Source organism: Williamsia sp. Y844 (genome assembly GCF_056786475.1).
Genome location: NZ_JBXCJB010000001.1, coordinates 1,363,905 through 1,385,212 on the forward strand (window position 1 = coordinate 1,363,905; position 21,308 = coordinate 1,385,212).

Below are 21,308 nucleotides of genomic sequence, written 5' to 3' on the forward strand. Positions count from 1 at the left end.
TGTAGATCTTCGCTGTTTTCGTTTGCGTTGTATTCATTGTGTGCCGAAGATGCCGGCCCAGGCACTCGAAGTGCCTGGGCCGGTCAGCTCCTAATCCTGTGGCGGCGTCGTGTCTGCGGGCGCCGGCCCGTCGACAACAACAACCATCGCCGTGCGCAGGACGCGATCACCGAGGCGGAAGCCCTGGCGATACACGGTCCCGATCACCGGGCGAGCGCCCTCGCCCTCGTTTTGCACGGCCTCGTGCAATGCGGGGTCGAACTCGTCGCCCTCGGCTCCGAAGGCCGCGAGGCCGGCGGAACTGAGCGTTTCGGTGATCTTATCGGCCACTGCACGCAGAGGTCCGGCTTCGAGATCACCATGTGCCCGCGCCCGGTCCAGGTCGTCCAGCACCGGCAACAGCGACCTGATCAGGTCACCCTTGCCGTACTGCTGAGCCGAGACCTTCTCCCGTTCGGCACGCTTGCGGTAGTTGGCGTACTCCGCATGAACGCGCTGCAAGTCGGCCAGCAATTCAGCCTCCTTGTCCGAGCCCGCCGCGTCAGCAGCGACCTCATCGATTGCGGCATCCACTGTGTCCACCGAATCCGGTTGCGCCCCTTCTGTCTCCGGAGCGTCCGTGTTCTCGCCGGGGCGCACCTCACCCGTTTCGGGGTCGATACGCCGCTTGTCGGTCACGGTCACCGGTTCGGATTCGGGACGGGTCACTTGTTGTCTCCGGCGTTTTCAGAGCCGTCGACACCCTCGTCGACAACCTCTGCGTCGACGACGTCATCGGCGCCGCCGGGCGTCGGTGCACCCTCTTCGGCAGCGGCGTTGGCGTAGATGGCCTGACCGAGCTCCTGCGACTCGGTGGTCAGCTTCTCGACGGCCGACTTGATGGCGCCGAGGTCGCTGCCCTTGAGCGCTTCGCGAACACCTTCGATCGAGCCCTCGACCTTGGTCTTGAGATCGGCGGGAACCTTGTCGTCGGAGTCCTTGAGGAACTTCTCGGTCTGGTTCACCAGCGACTCGGCCTGGTTGCGGGTCTCGGCCTCTTCACGACGCTGACGATCCTCGTCTGCGTGAGCTTCGGCATCCTTGATCATGCGGTCGATCTCGTCCTTGCTCAGGCCCGAGCCGTCCTGGATACGGATGGTGTTCTCTTTGCCGGTGCCCTTGTCCTTCGCGGTGACGTGCACGATGCCGTTGGCGTCGATGTCGAAGGTCACCTCGATCTGCGGGACACCCTGCGGGGCAGGAGCGATACCGGCGAGCTCGAACGATCCGAGGAGCTTGTTGTGCGCAGCGATCTCGCGCTCACCCTGATAGACCTGGATCTGCACCGAAGGCTGGTTGTCTTCGGCCGTTGTGTAGGTCTCCGACCGCTTGGTCGGGATGGTGGTGTTGCGCTCGATGAGCTTGTGCATGACGCCACCTTTGGTCTCGATGCCGAGGCTCAGCGGGGTCACGTCGAGCAGCAGCACGTCCTTGACCTCACCGCGCAGCACACCGGCCTGCAGTGCGGCACCGACGGCCACGACCTCATCGGGGTTCACGCCCTTGTTGGGCTCGCGTCCACCGGTGAGCTCCTTGACCAGTTCGGTCACGGCCGGCATACGGGTCGAACCACCAACGAGCACAACGTGATCGATGTCGGCAACCGAAACGCCGGCGTCCTTGATCACGGCCTGGAACGGCGCACGGGTGCGCTCGAGCAGATCGCCGGTGATCTTCTGGAACTCGCTACGGGTGAGCTGTTCGTCGAGGAAGAGCGGGTTCTTGTCCGCGTCGACGGTGATGTAGGGCAGGTTGATCGAGGTGCTCTGTCCCGAGGACAGTTCGATCTTCGCCTTCTCGGCAGCCTCACGCAGACGCTGCAGGGCCATCTTGTCCTTGGTCAGGTCAATGCCGTTCTGGGCCTTGAACTTGTCGACCAGCCAGTCGACGACACGCTGATCCCAGTCGTCGCCACCGAGGTGGTTGTCGCCGGAGGTCGCACGGACCTCGACAACGCCGTCGCCGATCTCCAGGAGGGACACGTCGAAGGTGCCGCCACCGAGGTCGAACACGAGGATGGTCTGTTCTTTTTCACCCTTGTCGAGGCCGTACGCCAACGCAGCCGCGGTGGGCTCGTTGACGATACGCAGGACGTTGAGGCCGGCGATCTGGCCGGCTTCTTTGGTCGCCTGACGCTGGGCGTCGTTGAAGTACGCGGGCACGGTGATCACGGCGTCGACAACTTCGTCGCCGAGGTAGGCCTCTGCGTCTCGCTTGAGCTTCATCAGCGTGCGGGCGCTGATCTCCTGCGGGGTGTACTTCTTGTCGTCGATCGCAGTGGTCCAGTCTTCGCCCATGTGGCGCTTGACGGAACGAATGGTGCGGTCGACGTTGGTCACAGCCTGGTTCTTGGCCGGCTGTCCGACCAGGACCTCGCCGTTACGCGCGAATGCGACCACCGACGGGGTGGTGCGGGCGCCTTCGGCGTTGGCGACGACGGTGGCTTCTCCACCTTCGAGCACTGACACCACCGAGTTGGTGGTGCCCAGGTCGATTCCTACAGCACGAGCCATTTCTTGCCTCCTATAAGCAGTGCATCCGCAGCAGCGCGGCGCACGGACGTTCACGTTTGTGGTTGTAACTGAAACCTCAGCGCGATCGACTCAACTTCTACCGAGTCTCGACGTCTCAGTCAAGTCCGGTTGAGTCGGAGACGCTCAAGTCTCACGTGGTTTGTAACCGCAGGCATCGCGAATGTGTTCCCAACCTCGCAAAAAAGTTGAGCTTTGTCGACTCAAGTGTGACGCTCCCTCGGATGATCACGCCCGATCACCGAGTGCTTCCGATCACCCGAATCGGATACGGGTGAGGTCTGTCACGAATAGCGCGCCGGGGTTTGCGGATGCCACATGGTTGCCCTACGCTAACTAAATCGTGTGACTTAAATCTGCACAAACTGTTCGTAAGCCTATGGAGAGCCTTTGATGTCCACACCCACCAATTCGCCGTCATTGGCGAAGACCCCACCAACCGGGCCGATCGTGGCAGTGCTGGCATTCGCCGGCATCGTGGCCTCTCTGATGCAGACGCTGGTCATCCCGATCATCCCGCATCTGCCCGAATACCTGAACGCACCGGCGTCCGACACCGCGTGGGCCGTCACGGCCACCCTGCTGGCCGCTGCCGTGGCAGTTCCGACAATGGGCCGCCTCGGTGACATGTTCGGCAAGCGGCGCATGATGCTGATCAGCATCGCGCTGCTCGTCGTCGGTTCCGTCGTCGCCGCACTCTCTTCGAGCGTCATCCCGATGATCGTCGGCCGTGGCCTGCAGGGCCTGGCCGCGGGCCTCATCCCGCTGGGTATCAGCGTGATGCGCGACATCCTGCCGCCTGCGAAGCTTGCCGGCGCAGTTGCCATGATGGGCGCTTCGCTGGGTGTTGGTGGCGCACTGGGACTTCCGATCGCCGCGATCATCGCCGAGTACGCCGACTGGCATATGCTCTTCTGGGTCTCCGCAGTTCTTGGCCTGGTCGCAGCCGCACTGGTCGTCCGCATGGTCCCCGAATCTCCGGTACGCACCGGCGGCAAGTTCGACTTCGCCGGTGCGATAACCCTCGCCATTGCCTTGATTGCGCTGCTGCTGCCCATCTCGAAGGGTTCCGACTGGGGCTGGAGCAACAGCAAGACGATTACCCTGCTTGTCATTTCGCTCATCGCATTCCTCGTCTGGGGTTGGTGGGAACTCCGCACCGCCAAACCGCTTGTCGACCTTCGGGTGTCCGCTCGCCGGCAGGTCCTACTCACCAACGCCGCGTCTATCGTTTTCGGGTTCGCCATGTTCGCCCAGACGATGGTCTTCCCTCAGATCGTTCAGCTACCCGAGGCCACCGGCTTCGGACTCGGTGGATCGATGCTCGTCTCGGGTCTGGTGATGGCACCGTCCGGCATCATCATGATGCTGATCTCGCCGATCGGATCGAAGATCACCAACGCCGTCGGCCCCAAGATCACGCTGATGATCGGTGCCGTGATCGTGGCACTCGGATACGGCATGGGTGTTGTTGCGATGCACTCGATCTGGCAGCTCATCGTGATCGCCCTGATCATCGGCGCCGGAACCGGTATGGCCTACGGCGCGATGCCCGCTCTCATCATGGCAGCGGTTCCGCCCACCGAGACCGGTGCGGCGAACAGCTTCAACACCCTGATGCGTTCACTCGGCACCTCGTTCGCCAGCGCCATCGCCGGCGTCATCATCGCCAACATGACGATGACACTCGGCTCCGCGTCCTTGCCCTCCGAGGACGGATTCCGGATCGTCATGGCACTGGCTGCCGGCTCGGCGATCGCAGCGTTGATCATCACCGCGTTCCTGCCCAAGTTCCGGGCACCGAGCGCCGCAGAGGTTTCCGATGCCGCGGCCGATCACGAGGCTGCACTCACATCGTCCAAGTGAGCATCACCGGATAGCAATCCGATCCCCCGAAGGCGCTGCAGCTGCAGCGCCTTCGGGCGTCATCGGGTCACGAGAACAATCAAGAGGAGAAGGCGAGAATGTCGAAATCACCTGTGATCGTCGGAGTCGACGGTTCTGAAAGCTCGGATCAAGCCGTTGTATGGGCCGCGAACACCGCCCAGCTGACCGGCAGTGACCTCGTTGTCGTCGGCGTCTACGAACCACAGCTCGGCGGATACGCTGCGTCGTCGTTGGCATACACCGGCGACCTCGTCGCCATTCTCAAGAAGGCTGCCGAAGACACCGTCGCAGCTTCCGAGCAGCTGGCCCGTACCACCGCCCCGTCGGTGCAGGTGTCCGGCCGGGTCGTCCCAGGGTCCCCCGCTTCGGTGCTGACCCACGAATCGGCCGACGCCGCAATGGTTGTCGTGGGTAGCCGCGGCCTCGGTGCAGTCCGTGGCCTGATCGCCGGATCTGTCAGCACGGGTGTGGCAGCGCACGCCACCAGTCCGGTGGCCGTCATCGCCCATGCCCCGGGCACCGGTCCGGTGGTGGTCGGCATCGACGGCTCCGAGATCGCCGATCGTGCGCTCACAGCAGCGTTCGAGCAGGCCGCACTGCGGGGAACCAGCCTCACCGTCGTCCACACCTGGACGGACATGGCCACCAACACGTTCGGCGGGGTCGGAATCACCGACGAAATGATCCAAGAGGTCCGGGACGAGGCCAACAAGCTTGTCGCCGAACGAGTTGCGGCCCACTCAGTCGGATTCCCCGGCGTCGGGGTCTCGACCGTTGTCGCCGCGGACGGACCCGCACACCAGCTGCTGACCGCTGCCGCCGAAGGAGCCCAGCTCCTGGTCCTCGGCAGTCGTGGACGCGGCGGTTTCACCGGCCTGCTGCTGGGGTCTGTGAGCCAGACGGTGCTGCACCATGCGCCGAGCCCGGTCCTGATCATCAACTCCCACAACAGCTGATCTTCCGCGTACTGCACTCGGCCCCGCATGCTCTACGGAGTGCGCGGGGCCGAGTTCGGTAAGTGGTGTGTGGTCGGGTTACGAGTCACAGCGCAGTCAGATCACAGAACGGTGAGGATCCGCGGTCCGTCTGCAGTGATCGCAATCGTGTGCTCGCAATGGGCGGCGCGAGCACCGGATGCGCTTCGCAGCTCCCACCCGTCGGCGGCATGAACGTATCTGTCGTCGCCACCACGGATCAGCATCGGTTCGATCGCGATCACCAGTCCGACACGAAGTTTCATACCGCGGCCCGCCCGTCCCTCATTGGGGACGTGTGGGGCTTCATGCATCGCCTTGCCGATGCCGTGACCGCCGTGGTTTTCGAGCATCCCGTATCCGGCTGCGCGAGCCGGTCCTTCGATCGCATGCCCGATGTCGCCCATCTGACCGCCGGGTTGGGCGGCTTCGATACCGCGCAACAGCGCGGCCTCGGTTGCTGCGATCAAGTCCACGTCGGCCGGATCAGCTTCACCCACAATAAAACTGACCGCGGCATCACCACACCAGCCGTCGAGGAATGCCCCGCAGTCGATACTCACCAGATCGCCGTCGCGCAACTTTCGCCCATCGGGGATGCCGTGCACGATCGCATTGTTGACGCTGGCGCAGATGACTCCGGTAAACGGCGACGGAGCCCACTTCGGGTGGTAGTTCAAAAACGGCGACTTCGCTCCGGCCCCGGAGATGACGGCAGCTGCCACATCGTCGAGTTCTTTGAGAGTTGAACCGACAGCGGCGTGCGCCTCAACCGCGCTCAGCGCCCGCGCCACCACCCGGCCTGCCTCGCGCATCATCTCGATCTCACCCGGTGACTTGAGTTGCACCATTGCCACGCCCCTTTCGCCGTCCCCCGCCATAATCCTCCACTACGAAGCCCGGGGGACGACGCCTACTCTGCGTCGACCGCATCCGTCGACGAGGCGGCCGCAGACGTGGCCTGCGCCTGGGTCTCGGGTTCGGTCCAGCGGGTTTCCGGTTCGGCGCTTGCTTTGCCGTCAGGACCTGCGGCGTCAGGGGTATCGGCGGTATCGGGGCTGTCTGCGGTATCGGGTGCCCGGTGTTTCCCGACGTACTCTGCCGGTGCCGCTTCCCGGTCCGCAGCTGTTACGTCTTCAGCGGGCGCCTCGAACGAAACCGGTGCCGCTGCCGTCCTGGCGGACCCCGACGAGGACCCGGACGTCGAGGATCCGGACCATGAGGATCCGGACGACGACTGGAACAGGTCGGTCTCGACCCGGATGCCCGACGGTCCGCCCACACCGACCCGCAGAATGTCGCGATCGAAGTTCGGGATCGGCAGCGGGATCAAGCCCGCGTCGTCGTTGAAGAACTCGAGGGATGTCGGGTCCGCGATCGCGTAGACGTACTCGGGTGAACCGGCCTCCTGACTCACGCTGAAGATGAACAGCACTCCCACACAGCTGCCGACACTTGAATGGGAGGCCTGGGCGAAGATCGCCATGCAGCTGACGTTCTCGACGAGTCCGAGCGGGACATCACCGATCGCCGTCGCGAACCCACCCAGAGCAAGAGCAGAAGCGTCGCCGGCACCAGCAAACGCAATGGTGACGCCGAGCGGCAGCGACGTCGCCTTCGTGGTGCCCGGCTCCTGTTTGAAGCTGAACTGCGGAAGGTTGACCGCAACCGCCGCAGACAAGAAACCCCAGGCATTCGCTTCAGCGGTGCTGCCTGCCGATGCGAATTGCGAGTCCGCGTAGGCCAGACCCGGTCCGGAAATCTTGGCTTCGGTACCGCCCAGAATGAGCGTGCCGAAGATGGGCAAACGCAGGTCTTTGCGCGCGGCTGCAGTGCTGTTGAGGTCGACCGGCAAGCCGAGCAGCGGCAACAATTCCCCAACCGGCGGATCGATACTCCCCGTGCAATCGAGATTGCCGGTGGCTACGCCACTCCCACCGGCGCATTCGACAAGCGGCCCGAACTCGAACGCCGACGCCTGCCCGGCGCCGAAGGTGACAGTGGCACCCATCGCCGCGGTCATCAGAGCCGCAGTGGCCACCCCGGCCCGTTGTTTCTGGCGGCGAGCGCTCTTGGACTTCTGCGAACCTGCTCTTGCGCCTCGCGACATTGCGGACCGCCTCTCTGCTGGACTGAATCGAAATTACAGTCCGGTCAGGGCCGCGAATCCCAAATCGCCCGATTACCCAAAAGTGCACATAACGGTCCCCGGGCCCGGACAACGCCGTCCGAACGGTGGTGTCACGACAAAGTAGGGAGATCTGACTCATAGAACCGGGTTGTCGACGCCGGGTTTTGGCGTCCCATCTGGAAGAATCTGCCGCGTGAGTGCGACCGTGACCGACCTGTCCGTCGCATCACACTCTCCTCATACCGCCCCTGGCAACGAATACCGAGTCGATCTCGACGGCCTACGCGGCATCGCGATCACTCTGGTGGCGGTCTTCCACATCTGGTTCGGCAGGGTCTCCGGCGGAGTTGACGTCTTCCTGACCCTGTCGGGTTACTTCTTTGTCGCTTCGCTCCTCAAGCACGTCCTCGCGACGTCCCCTGCCACCGCCGGCTGGACGAACACCCTGAACCCGGGGCCGCGGCTGTGGCGCCTGGCCCGACGACTGCTGCCAGCACTGCTCACGGTGCTCGTGTTCATCGTGGTGATGTGCCTGATCCTCATGCCCAGGACCAGGTGGGCGCCTTTGGGCAGTGAAGTGATCGCGTCGGCGTTCTACTACCAGAACTGGCATCTGGCGCTCGCCGCCCAGGACTACACGGCAGCCGACTCGGCGAACAGTCCGCTGCAGCATCTGTGGTCGATGTCGGTGCAGGGGCAGTTCTTTGTGGTCACCCTTCTCGCGGCGCTGGCGCTCGGCGGGGTCCTGAAGGTGTTGGCCATGCGATTTCCCACGTTCCGCAAACCAGTGGTGATCAAGTCGATCATTGGCACGGCGTTGCTGGGGGTCGCACTGCTGTCGTTTGCTTGGGCGCACCATCGCCACGGCATCAATCAGCCGTTCAACTACTACGACACCATTGCCCGCACCTGGGAACCGATCGCCGGCGGGCTGCTCGCGGTCGCGATGCCCCGGGTCCGGATGCCCCAGTGGCTGCGCAACACCCTCGGACTCGTCGCCCTGGGCCTGATCATCACGTGCGGCTGGTGGATCGTCGGAGTCCAGCAGTATCCGTCGACGATGGCACTGGTACCCGTCGGCGCCACGCTGCTCCTGATCTGGAGCGGCTCACGGCAGACCGCACCCACCGACATCACCGGACCCGCCGCGGTCAGCTCCTGGCTGGCCCACCCCTCGATCGTCTGGCTCGGTTCCATCGCCTACGCGCTGTATCTCTGGCACTGGCCGCTGCTGATCTTCTACTTGACCTGGCGTTACAAGGACAGCGTCAACGTCATCGAAGGGGCAGGCATCATTGCGGCCTCACTGGCACTGGCATGGGCGACAACCAAGTTCATCGAAAAGCCGCTGCGCCAACCCAAGGAAAAGCGACTGCGTCAATCGAACCAGGCCCCCGTGGACGCGCAGCGCCGCCGGCAATGGTTGAGCTACGCATCGGTTCTCACGTCGACGCTCGTCGTTCTCACGGCCGTCGCCGGAGTCGGCATCGTCGCGTGGAACAACCACGTCAAGAACCTGACCATCGACACCGAGAACCTCGACCCCCGGCTCTACCCGGGAGCCCGCGCCTACCTCGACGGCACACCTGTTCCCCACGTCGAGGCAGAGCCCACTCCGGATGTGGCCGACAAGGATTGGCCGATAACGTCATACGACTCCGTCATCTCCGGATGGAAGGACGGTTCGATCAATGTCGGGGTCTACGGCGACCCCACCGCGCAGCGGACCGTCGCTCTCGTCGGCGGGTCGCATGCCGAGTACTGGATCACGGCGCTCGACGCAGTCGGCAAACAGCAGGGCTTCAAGGTCACGACGTATCTGAAGGTCGGGTGTCCGCTGACCACCGAGCACGTCTTCACCTGGTTCGGACAGAAGTATTACCAGTGCAACGAATGGTCGCGGGACGTGATGGACCGTCTCGCCATCGACAAGCCAGATGTGGTGTTCACCAACAGCACTCGGCCGGTCGAAGGTGAGGTCACCGGCGACTTCGTCCCGCAGGATTACATCGACATCTTCAGCGAGTTCCGCGACCGCGGCCAGAAAGTCATTGCGGTCCGCGACAATCCATGGACTGTCGGCAAAGAGAGCCCGCCGGAGTGCCTGGCGCTGGGTAAGAAACCGTCGGCCTGCGGCGTCGAGCGGTCGCTGGTGATGGCGCCGACCGATCCGGCACTGGCCATCGCAGGCGACTTCCCCAACATAAGCTTTCTCGACTACACCGACGCGATGTGCGACGCCACCTACTGCCCGGCGGTCGTCGGAAACATCCTGGTGTGGCACGACTTCCACCACCTCAGTGCCACGTTTGTGCGGAGTCTGATCCCGGCGCTGGGCACCGACATGCAAAAGGTGTTGTCCGGCTGGTGGTGAGTACGCAGAAGGCCGGGGCCGCGCGCGGCTATCGGTTCGATCTCGACGGTTTGCGCGGGCTGGCGATCACGCTCGTGGTCGTCTTCCATATCTGGTTCAATCGGGTCTCCGGCGGGGTTGACGTCTTTCTGACCCTGTCCGGCTACTTCTTTGCGGCATCGCTGCTCAAACACATCCTGGCAAATTCCGCCGGATCGGGCTCGACGTGGGCCGCAGCCTTGAATCCGCTCGGCCGGCTGTGGCGCCTTGCCCGACGATTGGTACCGGCGCTGGTCACCGTGCTGGTCGCCGTCGTTGTGCTCGCCGTGGCCGTGCTGCCGCGGGCCCGCTGGGAAGGGCTGGGCGACGAGGTGATCGCCTCGGCGCTCTATTTCCAGAACTGGCATCTGGCGCTGGCCGCACAGGACTACGCCGCCGCAGACTCGGCAAACAGCCCGATGCAGCATTTGTGGTCGATGTCGGTGCAGGGCCAGTTCTTTGCCGCCACGCTGGTGGCACTACTGCTGGCCGGCGGAGCGGTCCGATTGATCGGTGTCCGCTCGGAGACCTTCCGGCGCCCAGCGGTCATACGCGGCGCACTGGCCGGCGTCATCGCCCTCGCGGCGCTGGCATCGTTCGCCTGGGCGACACATCGACACGGAATCAACCAGCCGTTCAACTACTACGACACCTTTGCCCGGGCCTGGGAGCCGCTACTCGGTGGCCTCCTGGCGTTGTGGATGCCCCGTGTTGCGTTGGCGCAGTGGATCCGCAATGTGACCGGCGCCGCAGCACTGGTTCTCATCGTCAGCTGTGGATGGTGGATCTCCGGCGTCGACGAGTATCCGTCGACGATGGCTTTGGTACCCGTCGGAGCGACGGCGCTGCTGATCTGGATCGGATCGACTCACACCGCTCCGGCCGTGCCCAATCCGTCCGCCATACCCGAGCCGGCACAGGTGAGTTCGTGGCTGGCCCATCCTCGACTCGTCTGGCTCGGATCCATCGCCTACTCGCTGTACCTCTGGCATTGGCCCGTTTTGATCTTCTATCTGGCCTGGCGCTATCAGAGCGACGTCTCGCTCCTCGAAGGTGCCGGGATCGTCGCGGTGTCGGTGGTGCTCGCTTATCTGACAACCAAATTCATCGAAGTGCCACTTCGGGCCGGCCGAGCGAAGGTCAAGCCGGCGCGCATCAACGGGCGCCGCACAGTGATACCGGGCTACGCCACGGCCCTCACGTGTGTGCTCGTGGTCCTCACCGCCGGCACCGGTCTGGCGATCCATGAATGGCAGTCCCGTTCGGCAAACCTGATCATCGACGCACAGAACCTGGACCCGGAGCTGTATCCGGGCGCCCGGGCATTTTGGGGCAACGCAGCGGTTCCGAGGGTCAGTCCGCAACCGAATGCACTTGCCGTCAAGAATGATTGGCCTATCTCGTCGGGCGATGGAGTTGTATCCGGATGGACTGATGGTTCGGTGCGGGTGGGTGTTTACGGCGCTCGTGATGCCACCCTGACGATCGCAGTGGTCGGTGGCTCACACTCCGAACATTGGCTGACCGCTCTCGATGCGATCGGCCGGGAGCAGAACTTCCGGGTGACGACCTACCTGAAGGTCGGTTGCCCGTTGATCACCGACACAATCCTCACCCCGATCGGCGACGAGTACCCACAATGCAACGAGTGGTCGCGGATGGTGATGGATCAGCTTGCCGTCGACCAACCCGACGTCGTCTTCACCACCAGCACCCGCCCCGCCGACGGCGAGGGTTCCGGCGACTACATCCCGTCCGACTACCTCGACATCTTCACCGAGTTCCGCGACCGCGGTCAGCAGGTGATCGCAATTCGCGACACCCCATGGGCGCTCGGCCCCGAGCTGACTCCGCCGGAGTGCCTCGCGGAAGGCAGATCAGCCATCGACTGCGGGGTCGATCGCGAGCAGGCGCTGTCCCCGGAGGATCCCACCCTCGCCATCCGATCGCAGTTCCCGAACATGTCGTTTCTCGACTTCTCCGACGCCCTCTGCGACGACACCAATTGTCCGGCGATCGTCGGAAACATCCTGGTGTGGCACGACTATCACCACCTGACCACGGCTTTCGTCTCGAGCTTGACCCAGGCCATGTCCGACGGCCTACGGGATGCGCTGCCCGGCTGGTGGTGACCCTGTCGGTGGCGATCCGACTGCTTGACTAGCTCTCGGTGCCTGCCCACCGCGCGATGTCCGCATCTGTGATCTCGACCGGAGCGGCGGCCGGTTGGGTGATACGGATGTGGTTACCGAAGGGATCGCGCAGCGCACAGTCGATACCGTAGGGCTGCTCTGCCGGCTCCTCGGTGAACTCCACACCCTTGGCCAACAGTTCTTTGTAGGTCTTGTGGCAGTCGTCCGTGGTCAGGGTGGCGGCCATCCCGAGCGCCCCTTTGGTCAGGACGTCACGAACCTGCGCTGCCACGTCTTCGGTCATCGAAGGCGGTGCAGGAACCTCGAGGAGGATGTGCCGGCCGGGGTCGGACGGCAGTGCGATGGTGAGCCACCGCATGAAACCCATGTCGACGTCGTCCGCGACTTCGAAGCCGAGCTTGCCGACGTAGAAGTCAAGCGCTTCATCCTGATTGAGAACCATGACCGAGTGGATTCCGATTTTGTTGAACATAGGTGAACAGTAGAGCCCGTCAGTGTGTTGGCGCTTCTCCGAAACTGCTCGGTTTCGACCAGGTCTTCACAAAGCACACCGGCACACGCAACGGTTGTGCGCGAGCGCGGAATTCACTGGGCGAGCTACCCGTGATGGCTCGGAAGGTCCGGCTGAACGTGCCGAGGCTCTCGAAGCCGACTTTGCGCGCGACGTCCGTCACCGATGCATCCGGACCACGTAGCAACGCCATCGCCCGCTCGATCCGTCGCCGTTGCAGGTGCCGATGGGGTGTTTCACCGAACGTCGCCCGAAAGGTGCGGATGAAATGGGCAGGCGACATGTACGCGATGGCCGCCAGCTTCGCGATGTCCAACTCGCTCGCGTACTGGCGGTCCATCATGTCTCGGGCGCGCAGCAGGCGCCGATTTTGATCTTCAGCAGGGCTCATCGACACACCAGAAGCCTAGTGGTCCGTTGACCCGCACGTCAGACGACGTTGTATTGACGCGGCGCCAGCCGAAGCCGACAGCGAACACCTGCGCCTCTACGGTTTCTCCTCGAACACTGCCACAATAAGTTCGGGCACATCCGACGGTCTCAGGACCACTGATCCCACGCGAGTTTGATGGACATCACGACCACCACCGACAGGAGCGCGATCCGAATCACGCCCGTGCCGCGGTTGAGCACCGTCCGCGACCCGAGGATCGATCCGACGACGTTGGCAACGGCGAGTATCAAACCCAGTGCCCACCAAATGTTTCCACCGATGGCAAAGACCACCAGCGCTCCGAGGTTGGTGGCCGAGTTGGCGATCTTGGCCAGCGCCGCACTCTCGATGAAGTTGCGCGACAACAACGCGGTGAGCGCGATGATGAGGAACATACCGGTCCCCGGACCGAAAATGCCGTCGTAGTAACCGATCACGGCAAACGTGATACATGCACCGATCATCTGCTTGCCGGTCAGCGGCGGACTCTGGCCACTGTTACTCCCGAACGAGGGCCGGACCGCGACAAAGATCCCCACCGCCAGCATCAGCACGATCACCAACGGCCGGATCACGTCGGCCGAGATCGCTGCCGCCGACAGCGCACCGGCAGCAGAAGAGACAAACGCGATCGGTACCGACACCAGCGCCAGCTTGCGAGGAACCGTGACCGCTCTCGAATAGTTGAATGCGGCCACACTCGTCCCCGCGATCGCCGCGAGCTTGTTGGTTCCCAGCGCCGTCGCCGGCACCGCGCCCGGAAAGGCGATCAACATCGCCGGGATGAGGATCAGCCCGCCACCGCCGATGACAGCGTCGATCCAGCCTGCCACCCCCGCCGCCGCGAGCAACAACACCAGGACATCCCAGTCCGGAATCATCGCGCCCACCTGTCATGCATCACTGCACCGTAGATCGCAGGCCATTGTGATCCGGATCTCCCGTCTAGCAAGTGAACAGATGGTTACGGCATGCTGTACGCGATGCTTTCCCAGAACTCCACGCGCAACGCGATCGCGACGACCGTCACCGAGACGGGTCGCCCGCGGACTCGCCGCGCTTATCTCCATCACGTGGACCTGATCCGCGCGGCCACATTTTCCCTGGTCATCTTCGTGCATTGCCTCACCGCGACGACCGACGAGTTCAACAGCATGCCGGTGAATTCAACGACGCTGCTGCTGCATTTCACCCGGAACATGTTCTTTGCACTGACCGGGTTCGTGTTGATGTATCAGAATTTCGATCGGACTGATTTCCGGACGGTCCACTTCTGGCGTCGTCGGATCAAGCTCGTGATCATCCCGTATCTCATCTGGTCATTCATCTATTGGGTGATCGAGGACATGTGGGATCGCGGCCGCCTCGGCGAGGTTCCGGGAAGCCTGGACGAGTTCTGGGATCTGCTCAAGTGGGGCCTATCGGGCTTCCATATGTACTTCCTGTTCGTGATGCTGCAGGTGTACCTGCTGTTCCCGTTGGTCCTGTGGATTGTTCGCGCGACCAGGAACCACCACGCGGCGCTGCTCGCGGCCAGTTTTGCGGCCCAGATCGCGATCGTCTCGATCATCACGTACTGGGAGCCGCCTGCCGACTGGGCCGGCGTCTGGTGGCACTACTACGCCACATTCGTCCCGTACCAGTTCTTCATCTTCCTGGGCTCGGTCGCCGCGGTACATCGCGAGCAGATCCGGCTCTGGCTGCAGGGCAAGGGCTCGTGGCTGTTCGCGGCCCTGCTGCTCACCGCGGGTTTCGCGCTCGTCGCGTTCTGGCGACGCGTGTGGGGCCTGGACCAGATCCCCATGTACGCAAGTGCCGCCTTCCAGCCGACGCTGTTGCTCTTCCTGGTCGTGGCCATCACCTGCCTGTACGCGCTGGGCCAGCACTGGACCGACACGTACCGGCTACAGACGCCCGGTTTCGACCGGTTGGTCAAGTACGCATCGAACCGGTCGTTCAGCGTGTTCCTGTGCCACGCCATCGTCATCTTCGCGATCTTGCACCCACAGAAGAACGGACAACCGTGGATCAACACCCTCGGCTCCCCGTGGGCCCCGATCCTGATGTACATCGGCACGATCGCGGGTTCGCTGCTGCTGGTCGAGATCCTGCGCCGCCTCCCCGGTTCGTCCTACCTGACCGGACGCCCACGCCTTCCGCTGCCAGGTCAATTCACCAGCACACCGCCTAGTTCGTCAGGCTCGTCAACAACGCCCGCGGTCGCGCCAGAAATGTCTCGCGAATGACGTTCCGGGCCACCGTCCACACCGCGCAATCGCAGTCGGCGTAGACCCCGCGAGCATCGACCCCGACATCACGGCACAGCGCGATCGCGCGCCCGAGGTGGAAGTCCTGCGTCACGATGAGAACGTCGTCGAAGCCGAAGACGTCCCGGGCCCGACGACAGCTGGCCGCGGTGTCGTATCCTTCCGGGTCGTCGACGATCGCGGTGGCCGGGACGCCATGTTCTTCGAGGTAGGCCCGCATCACAGCCGGTTCGTTTCCGGCCTCGGGGCGCCCGTTGCCGGAGTTGAGGATTCGCTCCACCCGGCCCGTTCGGTACAGCTCGAGGGCGGTCTCGAGGCGGCCCCGCACATACGAGCCGGGTCCCTGATCATCAACCTTCGACCCCAGCACCAGGGCAATGGGCGCCGACGGTGCGTCAGGGGCCGAGAATTCGCGGTCGAACGCCATCACATAAATCCACGTGGCAGCCACTGCGATGACAAACTGGACAGAGATGGCGACCACACCGATCAACACAAGGATTCTGACGCGATTTATGGCAGACATCACAATCAACCTTACCGATTAGTAACTTAGGTCTACCTGCGCAATAGTGCTGTGAAGCTAAGCCTTAACGTACCTATCGGAGAACACTGCGTGCACTCTGCGCTGTGTACTGCCATCCCGGTGAACGCCCGCCTTCTGTTTCGAAGTAGCTGCAACGGAAGTCGGGGAGTTCGGTAAGAGAAAGGTCGAGACGCCGTGAATGCCACGACGATCACCCTAGGAACCATCGGGGCGCTCCTGAGCCTCGTGTGTTGGGCCCTATTCCTCCGTGGAGTCGGCCGAATCTTCCGGACGATCATGAAGGGTCAGCCGGCGCCAGATCGCTGGCGCCCCTTCATCCCGCGCTTCAAGACGATGATGGTCGAATTCATCGCGCACACCCGGATGAACAAGTTCCGGACCGTCGGCTGGGCGCACTGGCTGGTGATGATCGGCTTCCTACTCGGATCACTGCTGTGGTTCGAGGCCTACGGACAGACGTTCAACCCGGAATTCCACTGGCCGATCTTCGGTGACACCTTCGCCTGGCATCTCCTCGACGAGATCCTCGGCCTGGGCACCGTGATCGGCATCATCGTGCTGATCATCATCCGACAGATCAATCACCCCCGCGTGCCCGAGCGCCTCTCCCGGTTCGGTGGCTCCAACTTCAGTGCCGCGTACTTCGTCGAGATCGTCGTCCTGCTCGAGGGCCTGGGCATGATCTTCGTGAAGGCCGGCAAGATCGCCACCTACGGCCACGCCAACGCCGGCTCCGACTTTTTCACCATGCAGGTCGCCAAGCTCCTGCCCGCGAGCGCGGTCATGGTCTCGATCTTCGCGCTGATCAAGCTGATGAGCGGCATGGTCTGGCTCGCTGCCGTCGGCCGCAACATCACCTGGGGCGTTGCCTGGCACCGGTTCGCGGCATTCTTCAACATCTACTTCAAGCGTGAAGACGACGGCGGCGTTGCACTCGGTGCGGCCAAGCCGATGATGTCGGGCGGCAAGGTCCTCGACATGGAGACCGCAGACCCCGACGTCGACGCGTTCGGTGCAGGCAAGATCGAGGACTTCTCCTGGAAGGGCTGGCTCGACTTCACCACGTGTACCGAGTGTGGTCGCTGCCAGAGCCAGTGCCCGGCCTGGAACACCGGAAAGCCGTTGTCACCCAAGCTGCTCATCATGTCGCTGCGTGACCACGGTTACGCCAAGGCGCCGTATCTGCTGGCCGGCGGAAAGAAAGACCTGGGCGGCGACGAGGTGGGTCTGGTCGACGCCGAGGGAAACGTCTTGCAGGACAAGCTCGACGCGATCCCCGAGTCCGCCCGTACCGAGGCCGAGCGCAAGCTCGTCGGTGAGAGCGAGGGCACCACCGGTGCCGTCATCGACACCGAGACATTGTGGAGCTGCACCCAGTGTGGCGCCTGTGTGGAACAGTGCCCCGTCGACATCGAGCACGTCGACCACATCATCGACATGCGCCGCTACCAGGTGCTGATCGAGTCGGACTTCCCGACCGAACTCGCCGGACTGTTCAAGAACCTCGAGAACAAGGGCAACCCCTGGGGCCAGAACTCCAAGGACCGCACCAAGTGGATCGACGAGATGGACATCGAGATCCCGGTGTTCGGCAAGGACGTCGAGAGCTTCGAAGGCTTTGAGTACCTGTTCTGGGTCGGTTGTGCCGGTGCCTACGAGGACCGCGCCAAGAAGACCACCAAGGCCGTTGCCGAGCTGCTCGACATCGCAGCCGTCGACTTCCTGGTCCTGGGTGAGGGCGAGACCTGTACCGGTGACTCCGCTCGCCGCGCGGGCAACGAGTTCCTGTTCCAGATGCTGGCGCAGCAGAACATCGAGATGCTCGGAGAGCTCTTCGCCACCGCCCCGCAGCAGAAGAAGAAGATCGTCGTCACCTGTGCGCACTGCTTCAACGCCCTTGGCAACGAGTACCCGCAGGTGGGTGGCAACTACGAGGTCGTGCACCACACGCAGCTGCTGAACCGACTTGTCCGCGACAAGCGACTGATCCCGGTCGCCGAGGTCAACGAGGACATCACCTACCACGATCCTTGCTTCCTGGGTCGCCACAACAAGGTCTACGACGCTCCCCGCGAGCTGATGGCCGCCTCGGGCGCCACTCTCAAGGAGATGCCTCGCCACGGCGAGCGGTCGATGTGCTGTGGCGCCGGTGGCGCCCGCATGTGGATGGAAGAGAGCATCGGCAAGCGCATCAACATCGACCGGGTCGACGAGGCCCTGGGCACCAACCCCAAGAAGGTTGCCACCGGTTGCCCGTTCTGCAAGGTGATGTTGACCGACGGTGTCACCGCACAGACAGCAGGAACCGAGAACGAGGGCAAGGTCGAGGTTGTCGACGTCGCGCAGCTGATCCTGGAGTCCGTCAAGCGCGGTGCTCCCGAGATCAAGCGGGGTGGACGGTTCCTCGGAGCCGCCTCGCTCGGCCTCTCTGCTCCGACGATCGAGCCCGAAGTCCAGAAGGCACCAGAGCCGGCAAAGGTCGCAGCGCCCGCAGCTGTAGCCACCGCCTCGACCGACACCATCGAGAAGCCGAAGGTCGGCGGCGGCCTGGGTATCGGCGGCGGAGCCAAGAAGCCCGGCGGCGGTGCACCTAAACCAGGTGGAGGCGCCCCCAAGCCCGGCGGCGCAGCCAAGAAGCCAGGTGGACTCGGTATCGGCGGCGGCGCGAAGAAGCCCGGCGGCGGAGCTCCCAAACCAGGTGGGGCAAAGCCTGCGGCAGCAGCACCAGCGGAAGCCGCAACCGAGGCACCCACAGCCGAGGCACCGGCAGCCGAGACCGCTCCAACCGAAACCGCAGCACCCGCTGCCAAGGGTCTGGCCATCGGCGGCGGCGCCAAGCGTCCGGGTGCACCCCGGCCCGGCGGCGCAGCCAAGAAGCCGGGCGCAGCCAAGCCCGCAGCAGCCGAGCCCGCAGCGGCAGAACCTGCTGAAGCACCGGCAGCCGAGGCCACTCCCGAAGAGGCCAAGCCGGCAGCTGCACCCGTGAAGGGTCTGGCCATCGGCGGCGGTGCAAAAAGGCCGGGCTCGCCCGGGGCCAAGCGTCCGGGAGCACCTCGTCCCGGCGGCGCAGCCAAGAAGCCGGGCGCAGCCAAGCCCGCAGCAGCCGAACCGGCCGCGGAACCGGCTCCTGCCGAAGCCGCACCGGAAGAAGTTGCACCGGAAGAAGTTGCAACCGAAGCCGTGACCGAGGCTCCGAAGGAGCCCACGGTTCAGGTCAAGGGTCTGGCCATCGGCGGGAAGGCCAAGCGTCCGGGCGCAAAACGTCCCGGAGCGCCGAAGCCTGCCGCAGCAGCACCAACTGCGGAACCGGAGACGGTTGACACGAAGGCCGCCGTGCCCGAGGCAGCCGAGCCTGAGACGACTGAGCCCGAGGCAACTCAGGCCGAGCCCACTCAGACCGAGCCCACTCAGGAGATGTCGACGGAGACCCCATCGACAAACGGTGAGGCGCGGACGCTCAGCGAATCCGGACCGGCAAAGGCCAAGGGCTTCGGCATCGCAGCAGGCAAGAAGCGGCCGGGTAAGAGCTGACCTACCCGGGTCAAAATTAGAGAAACTTCACACTGAGCGCGGTCGCGGCCGCCGGTCTTGGCGAAATACAACGCCAAGTCGGCGGCCGCTGCCGTTTTCGATACAACGCGTCGGCGCCCAATACCCGTTCCAGCTGCAATTTTTGGGGCTTGCCGGGCAAAAAAGAGACCAGTTCGAGGGCAATCCCCTCGCAGCCTGAAACCCACTTGCCCGGTACTGGCACCATAAGGACGTGAGCAGACCACACGTTTCGCATGTTTACCGCGACCTGAAACCACTCGAGCAATCGGCAAAGCTTCGCAATGTCGCCTACGAGATCCGCGGACCCGTCACCGCCCACGCGGCCCGCCTCGAGGCGGAGGGTCATCGAATCCTCAAACTGAACATCGGCAATCCCGCCCAGTTCGGCTTCGAGGCCCCTGACGTCATCATGCGCGACATGATCCACGCTCTCCCCTACTCGCAGGGCTACAGCGACTCGCTGGGCGTCCTGTCGGCCCGCCGGGCCGTGGTGACGCGTTACGAGCTCCTACCCGACTTCCCCTATTTCGACGTCGACGACGTGATCCTGGGCAACGGTGTGTCCGAGCTGATCACCATGACCATGCAGGCGCTGCTCGATGACGGCGACGAAGTCCTGATCCCGTCGCCGGACTATCCGCTGTGGACCGCGATGACAGCGTTGTCCGGCGGCAAGGCCATCCACTACGCGTGCGACGAGGAAAACGGCTGGAACCCGAACATCGCCGACATCGAATCGAAGATCACCCCGCGCACCAAGGCACTGCTGGTGATCAACCCGAACAACCCCACGGGCGCGGTCTATTCACGCGAGGTCCTCACGGAGATCGTCGAGTTGGCGCGCAAGCATTCGTTGCTGATCCTCGCCGACGAGATCTACGACAAGATCCTCTACGACGAGGCCAAGCACATCAACATCGCCTCGCTCGCGCCAGACCTGCTCTGCCTCACCTTCAACGGCCTGTCCAAGGCGTACCGCGTGTGCGGTTACCGGGCCGGCTGGGTCGCCATCACCGGACCCAAGGATCACGCAAAGGGTTTCGTCGACGGCATGAAGATGCTCGCATCGACTCGCCTGTGCGCAAATGTGCCCGGCCAGCATGCAATCCAGGTCGCGCTCGGCGGCTACCAGAGCATCGATGCCCTCGTCCTCCCCGGTGGACGCCTACTCGAACAGCGCAACATCACCTGGGAGAAGCTCAACGAGATCCCCGGCGTCAGCTGCGTGAAGCCGATGGGCGCGTTGTACGCGTTCCCGAAGATCGACCCCGAGGTGCACGAGATCCACGACGACGAAAAGTTCGTCACCGACCTCCTCCTGCGCGAGAAGATCCTGGTTGTCCAGGGAACGGGCTTCAACTGGCCCAGCCCGGACCACTTCCGCGTCGTCACCCTGCCCTGGGCCCGCGACCTCACTGACGCCATCGACCGCCTCGGCAACTTCCTGGCGAGCTACAAGCAGTAGTTGGTGATCGAATCTGCAGTTGTGAAGGCGTCGGCCGAGAAGAGTCCTTCACAATTGCAGACTCGATGCCTCCCATAAGGCCTGGCGGACCTCGTCCAGTGATGTTCGCCGTCGTACTCGACCGCGACCTTCCACTTACGCCAGCCCATGTCGAGACGGATGTATGCGTGCCCGTACTCGTCGACGATCTCGATCTGAGTCTCGGGCGTCGGTAGCCCAGATCTGATGAGCCACAATCGAGTTCGGGTCTCGGGGGGCGATTCCGCTCCACTGTCGACCAGTGTCAGCACTGCATGGAACTGGCGCACCCCGCGATAGACCGCCACGAAATCCTTGCGGAGCTCATGCGTGGTCAGAAGCCCGCGCGCAACAGAGTTCCTGCCCGAGAACGGCCCATCCAGCTTCCCCATGATCTTTGGACGCGGA

Annotated in this window: 16 protein-coding genes; 7 read left to right on the forward strand and 9 right to left on the reverse strand. The window is 63.7% G+C overall.

Annotation, left to right across the window (positions count from 1 at the left end; translation table 11 throughout):
* Positions 1 to 90 precede the first annotated feature (90 nt).
* On the reverse strand, positions 91 to 708 hold the full coding sequence (gene grpE / locus AC1TQG_RS06085) for a nucleotide exchange factor GrpE (RefSeq protein WP_482136033.1): 618 nt from the start codon (positions 706 to 708) through the stop codon (positions 91 to 93).
* Positions 705 to 2,552: a molecular chaperone DnaK gene (gene dnaK, locus AC1TQG_RS06090; RefSeq protein ID WP_482136034.1), complete on the reverse strand. Its 1,848-nt coding sequence runs from the start codon at positions 2,550 to 2,552 to the stop codon at positions 705 to 707. The genes grpE and dnaK overlap by 4 nt, the downstream gene beginning before the upstream one ends.
* 411 nt (positions 2,553 to 2,963) lie before the next feature.
* Between dnaK and AC1TQG_RS06095 the strand changes: the two genes are divergently transcribed.
* Positions 2,964 to 4,436, forward strand: a complete 1,473-nt coding sequence (locus AC1TQG_RS06095; RefSeq protein WP_482136035.1) for an MFS transporter — start codon at positions 2,964 to 2,966, stop codon at positions 4,434 to 4,436.
* A gap of 98 nt (positions 4,437 to 4,534) precedes the next feature.
* On the forward strand, positions 4,535 to 5,413 hold the full coding sequence (locus AC1TQG_RS06100; protein WP_482136036.1) for a universal stress protein: 879 nt from the start codon (positions 4,535 to 4,537) through the stop codon (positions 5,411 to 5,413).
* 101 nt (positions 5,414 to 5,514) lie between these two features.
* On the opposite strand, the gene map is transcribed toward AC1TQG_RS06100, so the two are convergent.
* Together map and AC1TQG_RS06110 are read right to left on the reverse strand one after the other, a co-directional pair.
* Positions 5,515 to 6,282: a type I methionyl aminopeptidase gene (gene map, locus AC1TQG_RS06105; protein WP_482136037.1), complete on the reverse strand. Its 768-nt coding sequence runs from the start codon at positions 6,280 to 6,282 to the stop codon at positions 5,515 to 5,517.
* A 62-nt stretch (positions 6,283 to 6,344) separates the two neighbouring features.
* On the reverse strand, positions 6,345 to 7,472 hold the full coding sequence (locus tag AC1TQG_RS06110; protein ID WP_482136038.1) for a hypothetical protein: 1,128 nt from the start codon (positions 7,470 to 7,472) through the stop codon (positions 6,345 to 6,347).
* 283 nt (positions 7,473 to 7,755) lie between these two features.
* Between AC1TQG_RS06110 and AC1TQG_RS06115 the strand changes: the two genes are divergently transcribed.
* Positions 7,756 to 9,936, forward strand: a complete 2,181-nt coding sequence (locus AC1TQG_RS06115) for an acyltransferase family protein (RefSeq protein WP_482136039.1) — start codon at positions 7,756 to 7,758, stop codon at positions 9,934 to 9,936.
* Complete coding sequence (locus AC1TQG_RS06120) at positions 9,933 to 12,086, forward strand: acyltransferase family protein (RefSeq protein ID WP_482136040.1); 2,154 nt, start codon at positions 9,933 to 9,935, stop codon at positions 12,084 to 12,086. The genes AC1TQG_RS06115 and AC1TQG_RS06120 overlap by 4 nt, the downstream gene beginning before the upstream one ends.
* A 28-nt stretch (positions 12,087 to 12,114) precedes the next feature.
* On the opposite strand, the gene AC1TQG_RS06125 is transcribed toward AC1TQG_RS06120, so the two are convergent.
* From AC1TQG_RS06125 to AC1TQG_RS06135, 3 genes are all read right to left on the reverse strand, one after another.
* Positions 12,115 to 12,579: a VOC family protein gene (locus tag AC1TQG_RS06125; RefSeq protein WP_482136041.1), complete on the reverse strand. Its 465-nt coding sequence runs from the start codon at positions 12,577 to 12,579 to the stop codon at positions 12,115 to 12,117.
* 19 nt (positions 12,580 to 12,598) lie between these two features.
* Positions 12,599 to 13,009, reverse strand: coding sequence for a helix-turn-helix domain-containing protein (locus AC1TQG_RS06130; RefSeq protein ID WP_482136042.1), 411 nt, complete (start codon positions 13,007 to 13,009; stop codon positions 12,599 to 12,601).
* 149 nt (positions 13,010 to 13,158) lie between these two features.
* A complete protein-coding gene (locus tag AC1TQG_RS06135) occupies positions 13,159 to 13,932 on the reverse strand; it encodes a TSUP family transporter (RefSeq protein WP_482136043.1) in 774 nt (257 codons plus the stop codon).
* A gap of 102 nt (positions 13,933 to 14,034) precedes the next feature.
* On the opposite strand from AC1TQG_RS06135, the gene AC1TQG_RS06140 reads away from it, so the two are divergent.
* Positions 14,035 to 15,297: an acyltransferase gene (locus AC1TQG_RS06140; protein WP_482136044.1), complete on the forward strand. Its 1,263-nt coding sequence runs from the start codon at positions 14,035 to 14,037 to the stop codon at positions 15,295 to 15,297.
* Here AC1TQG_RS06140 and AC1TQG_RS06145 read toward each other — a convergent pair.
* Complete coding sequence (locus tag AC1TQG_RS06145) at positions 15,239 to 15,844, reverse strand: SanA/YdcF family protein (protein ID WP_482136045.1); 606 nt, start codon at positions 15,842 to 15,844, stop codon at positions 15,239 to 15,241. The two genes, AC1TQG_RS06140 and AC1TQG_RS06145, sit on opposite strands and share 59 nt — an antisense overlap.
* 195 nt (positions 15,845 to 16,039) lie before the next feature.
* On the opposite strand from AC1TQG_RS06145, the gene AC1TQG_RS06150 reads away from it, so the two are divergent.
* Positions 16,040 to 19,396 (forward strand): (Fe-S)-binding protein, encoded by a 3,357-nt coding sequence (locus AC1TQG_RS06150; protein WP_482136046.1) that lies wholly within the window; start codon positions 16,040 to 16,042, stop codon positions 19,394 to 19,396.
* A 232-nt stretch (positions 19,397 to 19,628) separates the two neighbouring features.
* Positions 19,629 to 20,882 (forward strand): pyridoxal phosphate-dependent aminotransferase, encoded by a 1,254-nt coding sequence (locus AC1TQG_RS06155; protein ID WP_482136047.1) that lies wholly within the window; start codon positions 19,629 to 19,631, stop codon positions 20,880 to 20,882.
* On the opposite strand, the gene AC1TQG_RS06160 is transcribed toward AC1TQG_RS06155, so the two are convergent.
* The gene (locus AC1TQG_RS06160) at positions 20,870 to 21,292 is read right to left on the reverse strand and encodes a hypothetical protein (protein WP_482136048.1); all 423 of its coding nucleotides are present in this window, start codon (positions 21,290 to 21,292) and stop codon (positions 20,870 to 20,872) included. The two genes, AC1TQG_RS06155 and AC1TQG_RS06160, sit on opposite strands and share 13 nt — an antisense overlap.
* Positions 21,293 to 21,308 lie beyond the last annotated feature (16 nt).

Bases quoted from the DNA above. Each gene is read 5' to 3' on its own strand.
- dnaK (WP_482136034.1), bottom strand. From the start codon at position 2,552: ATGGCTCGTGCTGTAGGAATCGACCTGGGCACCACCAACTCGGTGGTG.
- AC1TQG_RS06095 (WP_482136035.1), top strand. From the start codon at position 2,964: ATGTCCACACCCACCAATTCGCCGTCATTGGCGAAGACCCCACCAACC.
- AC1TQG_RS06100 (WP_482136036.1), top strand. From the start codon at position 4,535: ATGTCGAAATCACCTGTGATCGTCGGAGTCGACGGTTCTGAAAGCTCG.
- map (WP_482136037.1), bottom strand. From the start codon at position 6,282: ATGGTGCAACTCAAGTCACCGGGTGAGATCGAGATGATGCGCGAGGCA.
- AC1TQG_RS06125 (WP_482136041.1), bottom strand. From the start codon at position 12,579: ATGTTCAACAAAATCGGAATCCACTCGGTCATGGTTCTCAATCAGGAT.
- AC1TQG_RS06130 (WP_482136042.1), bottom strand. From the start codon at position 13,009: ATGAGCCCTGCTGAAGATCAAAATCGGCGCCTGCTGCGCGCCCGAGAC.
- AC1TQG_RS06135 (WP_482136043.1), bottom strand. From the start codon at position 13,932: ATGATTCCGGACTGGGATGTCCTGGTGTTGTTGCTCGCGGCGGCGGGG.
- AC1TQG_RS06140 (WP_482136044.1), top strand. From the start codon at position 14,035: ATGCTTTCCCAGAACTCCACGCGCAACGCGATCGCGACGACCGTCACC.
- AC1TQG_RS06145 (WP_482136045.1), bottom strand. From the start codon at position 15,844: ATGTCTGCCATAAATCGCGTCAGAATCCTTGTGTTGATCGGTGTGGTC.
- AC1TQG_RS06160 (WP_482136048.1), bottom strand. From the start codon at position 21,292: ATGGGGAAGCTGGATGGGCCGTTCTCGGGCAGGAACTCTGTTGCGCGC.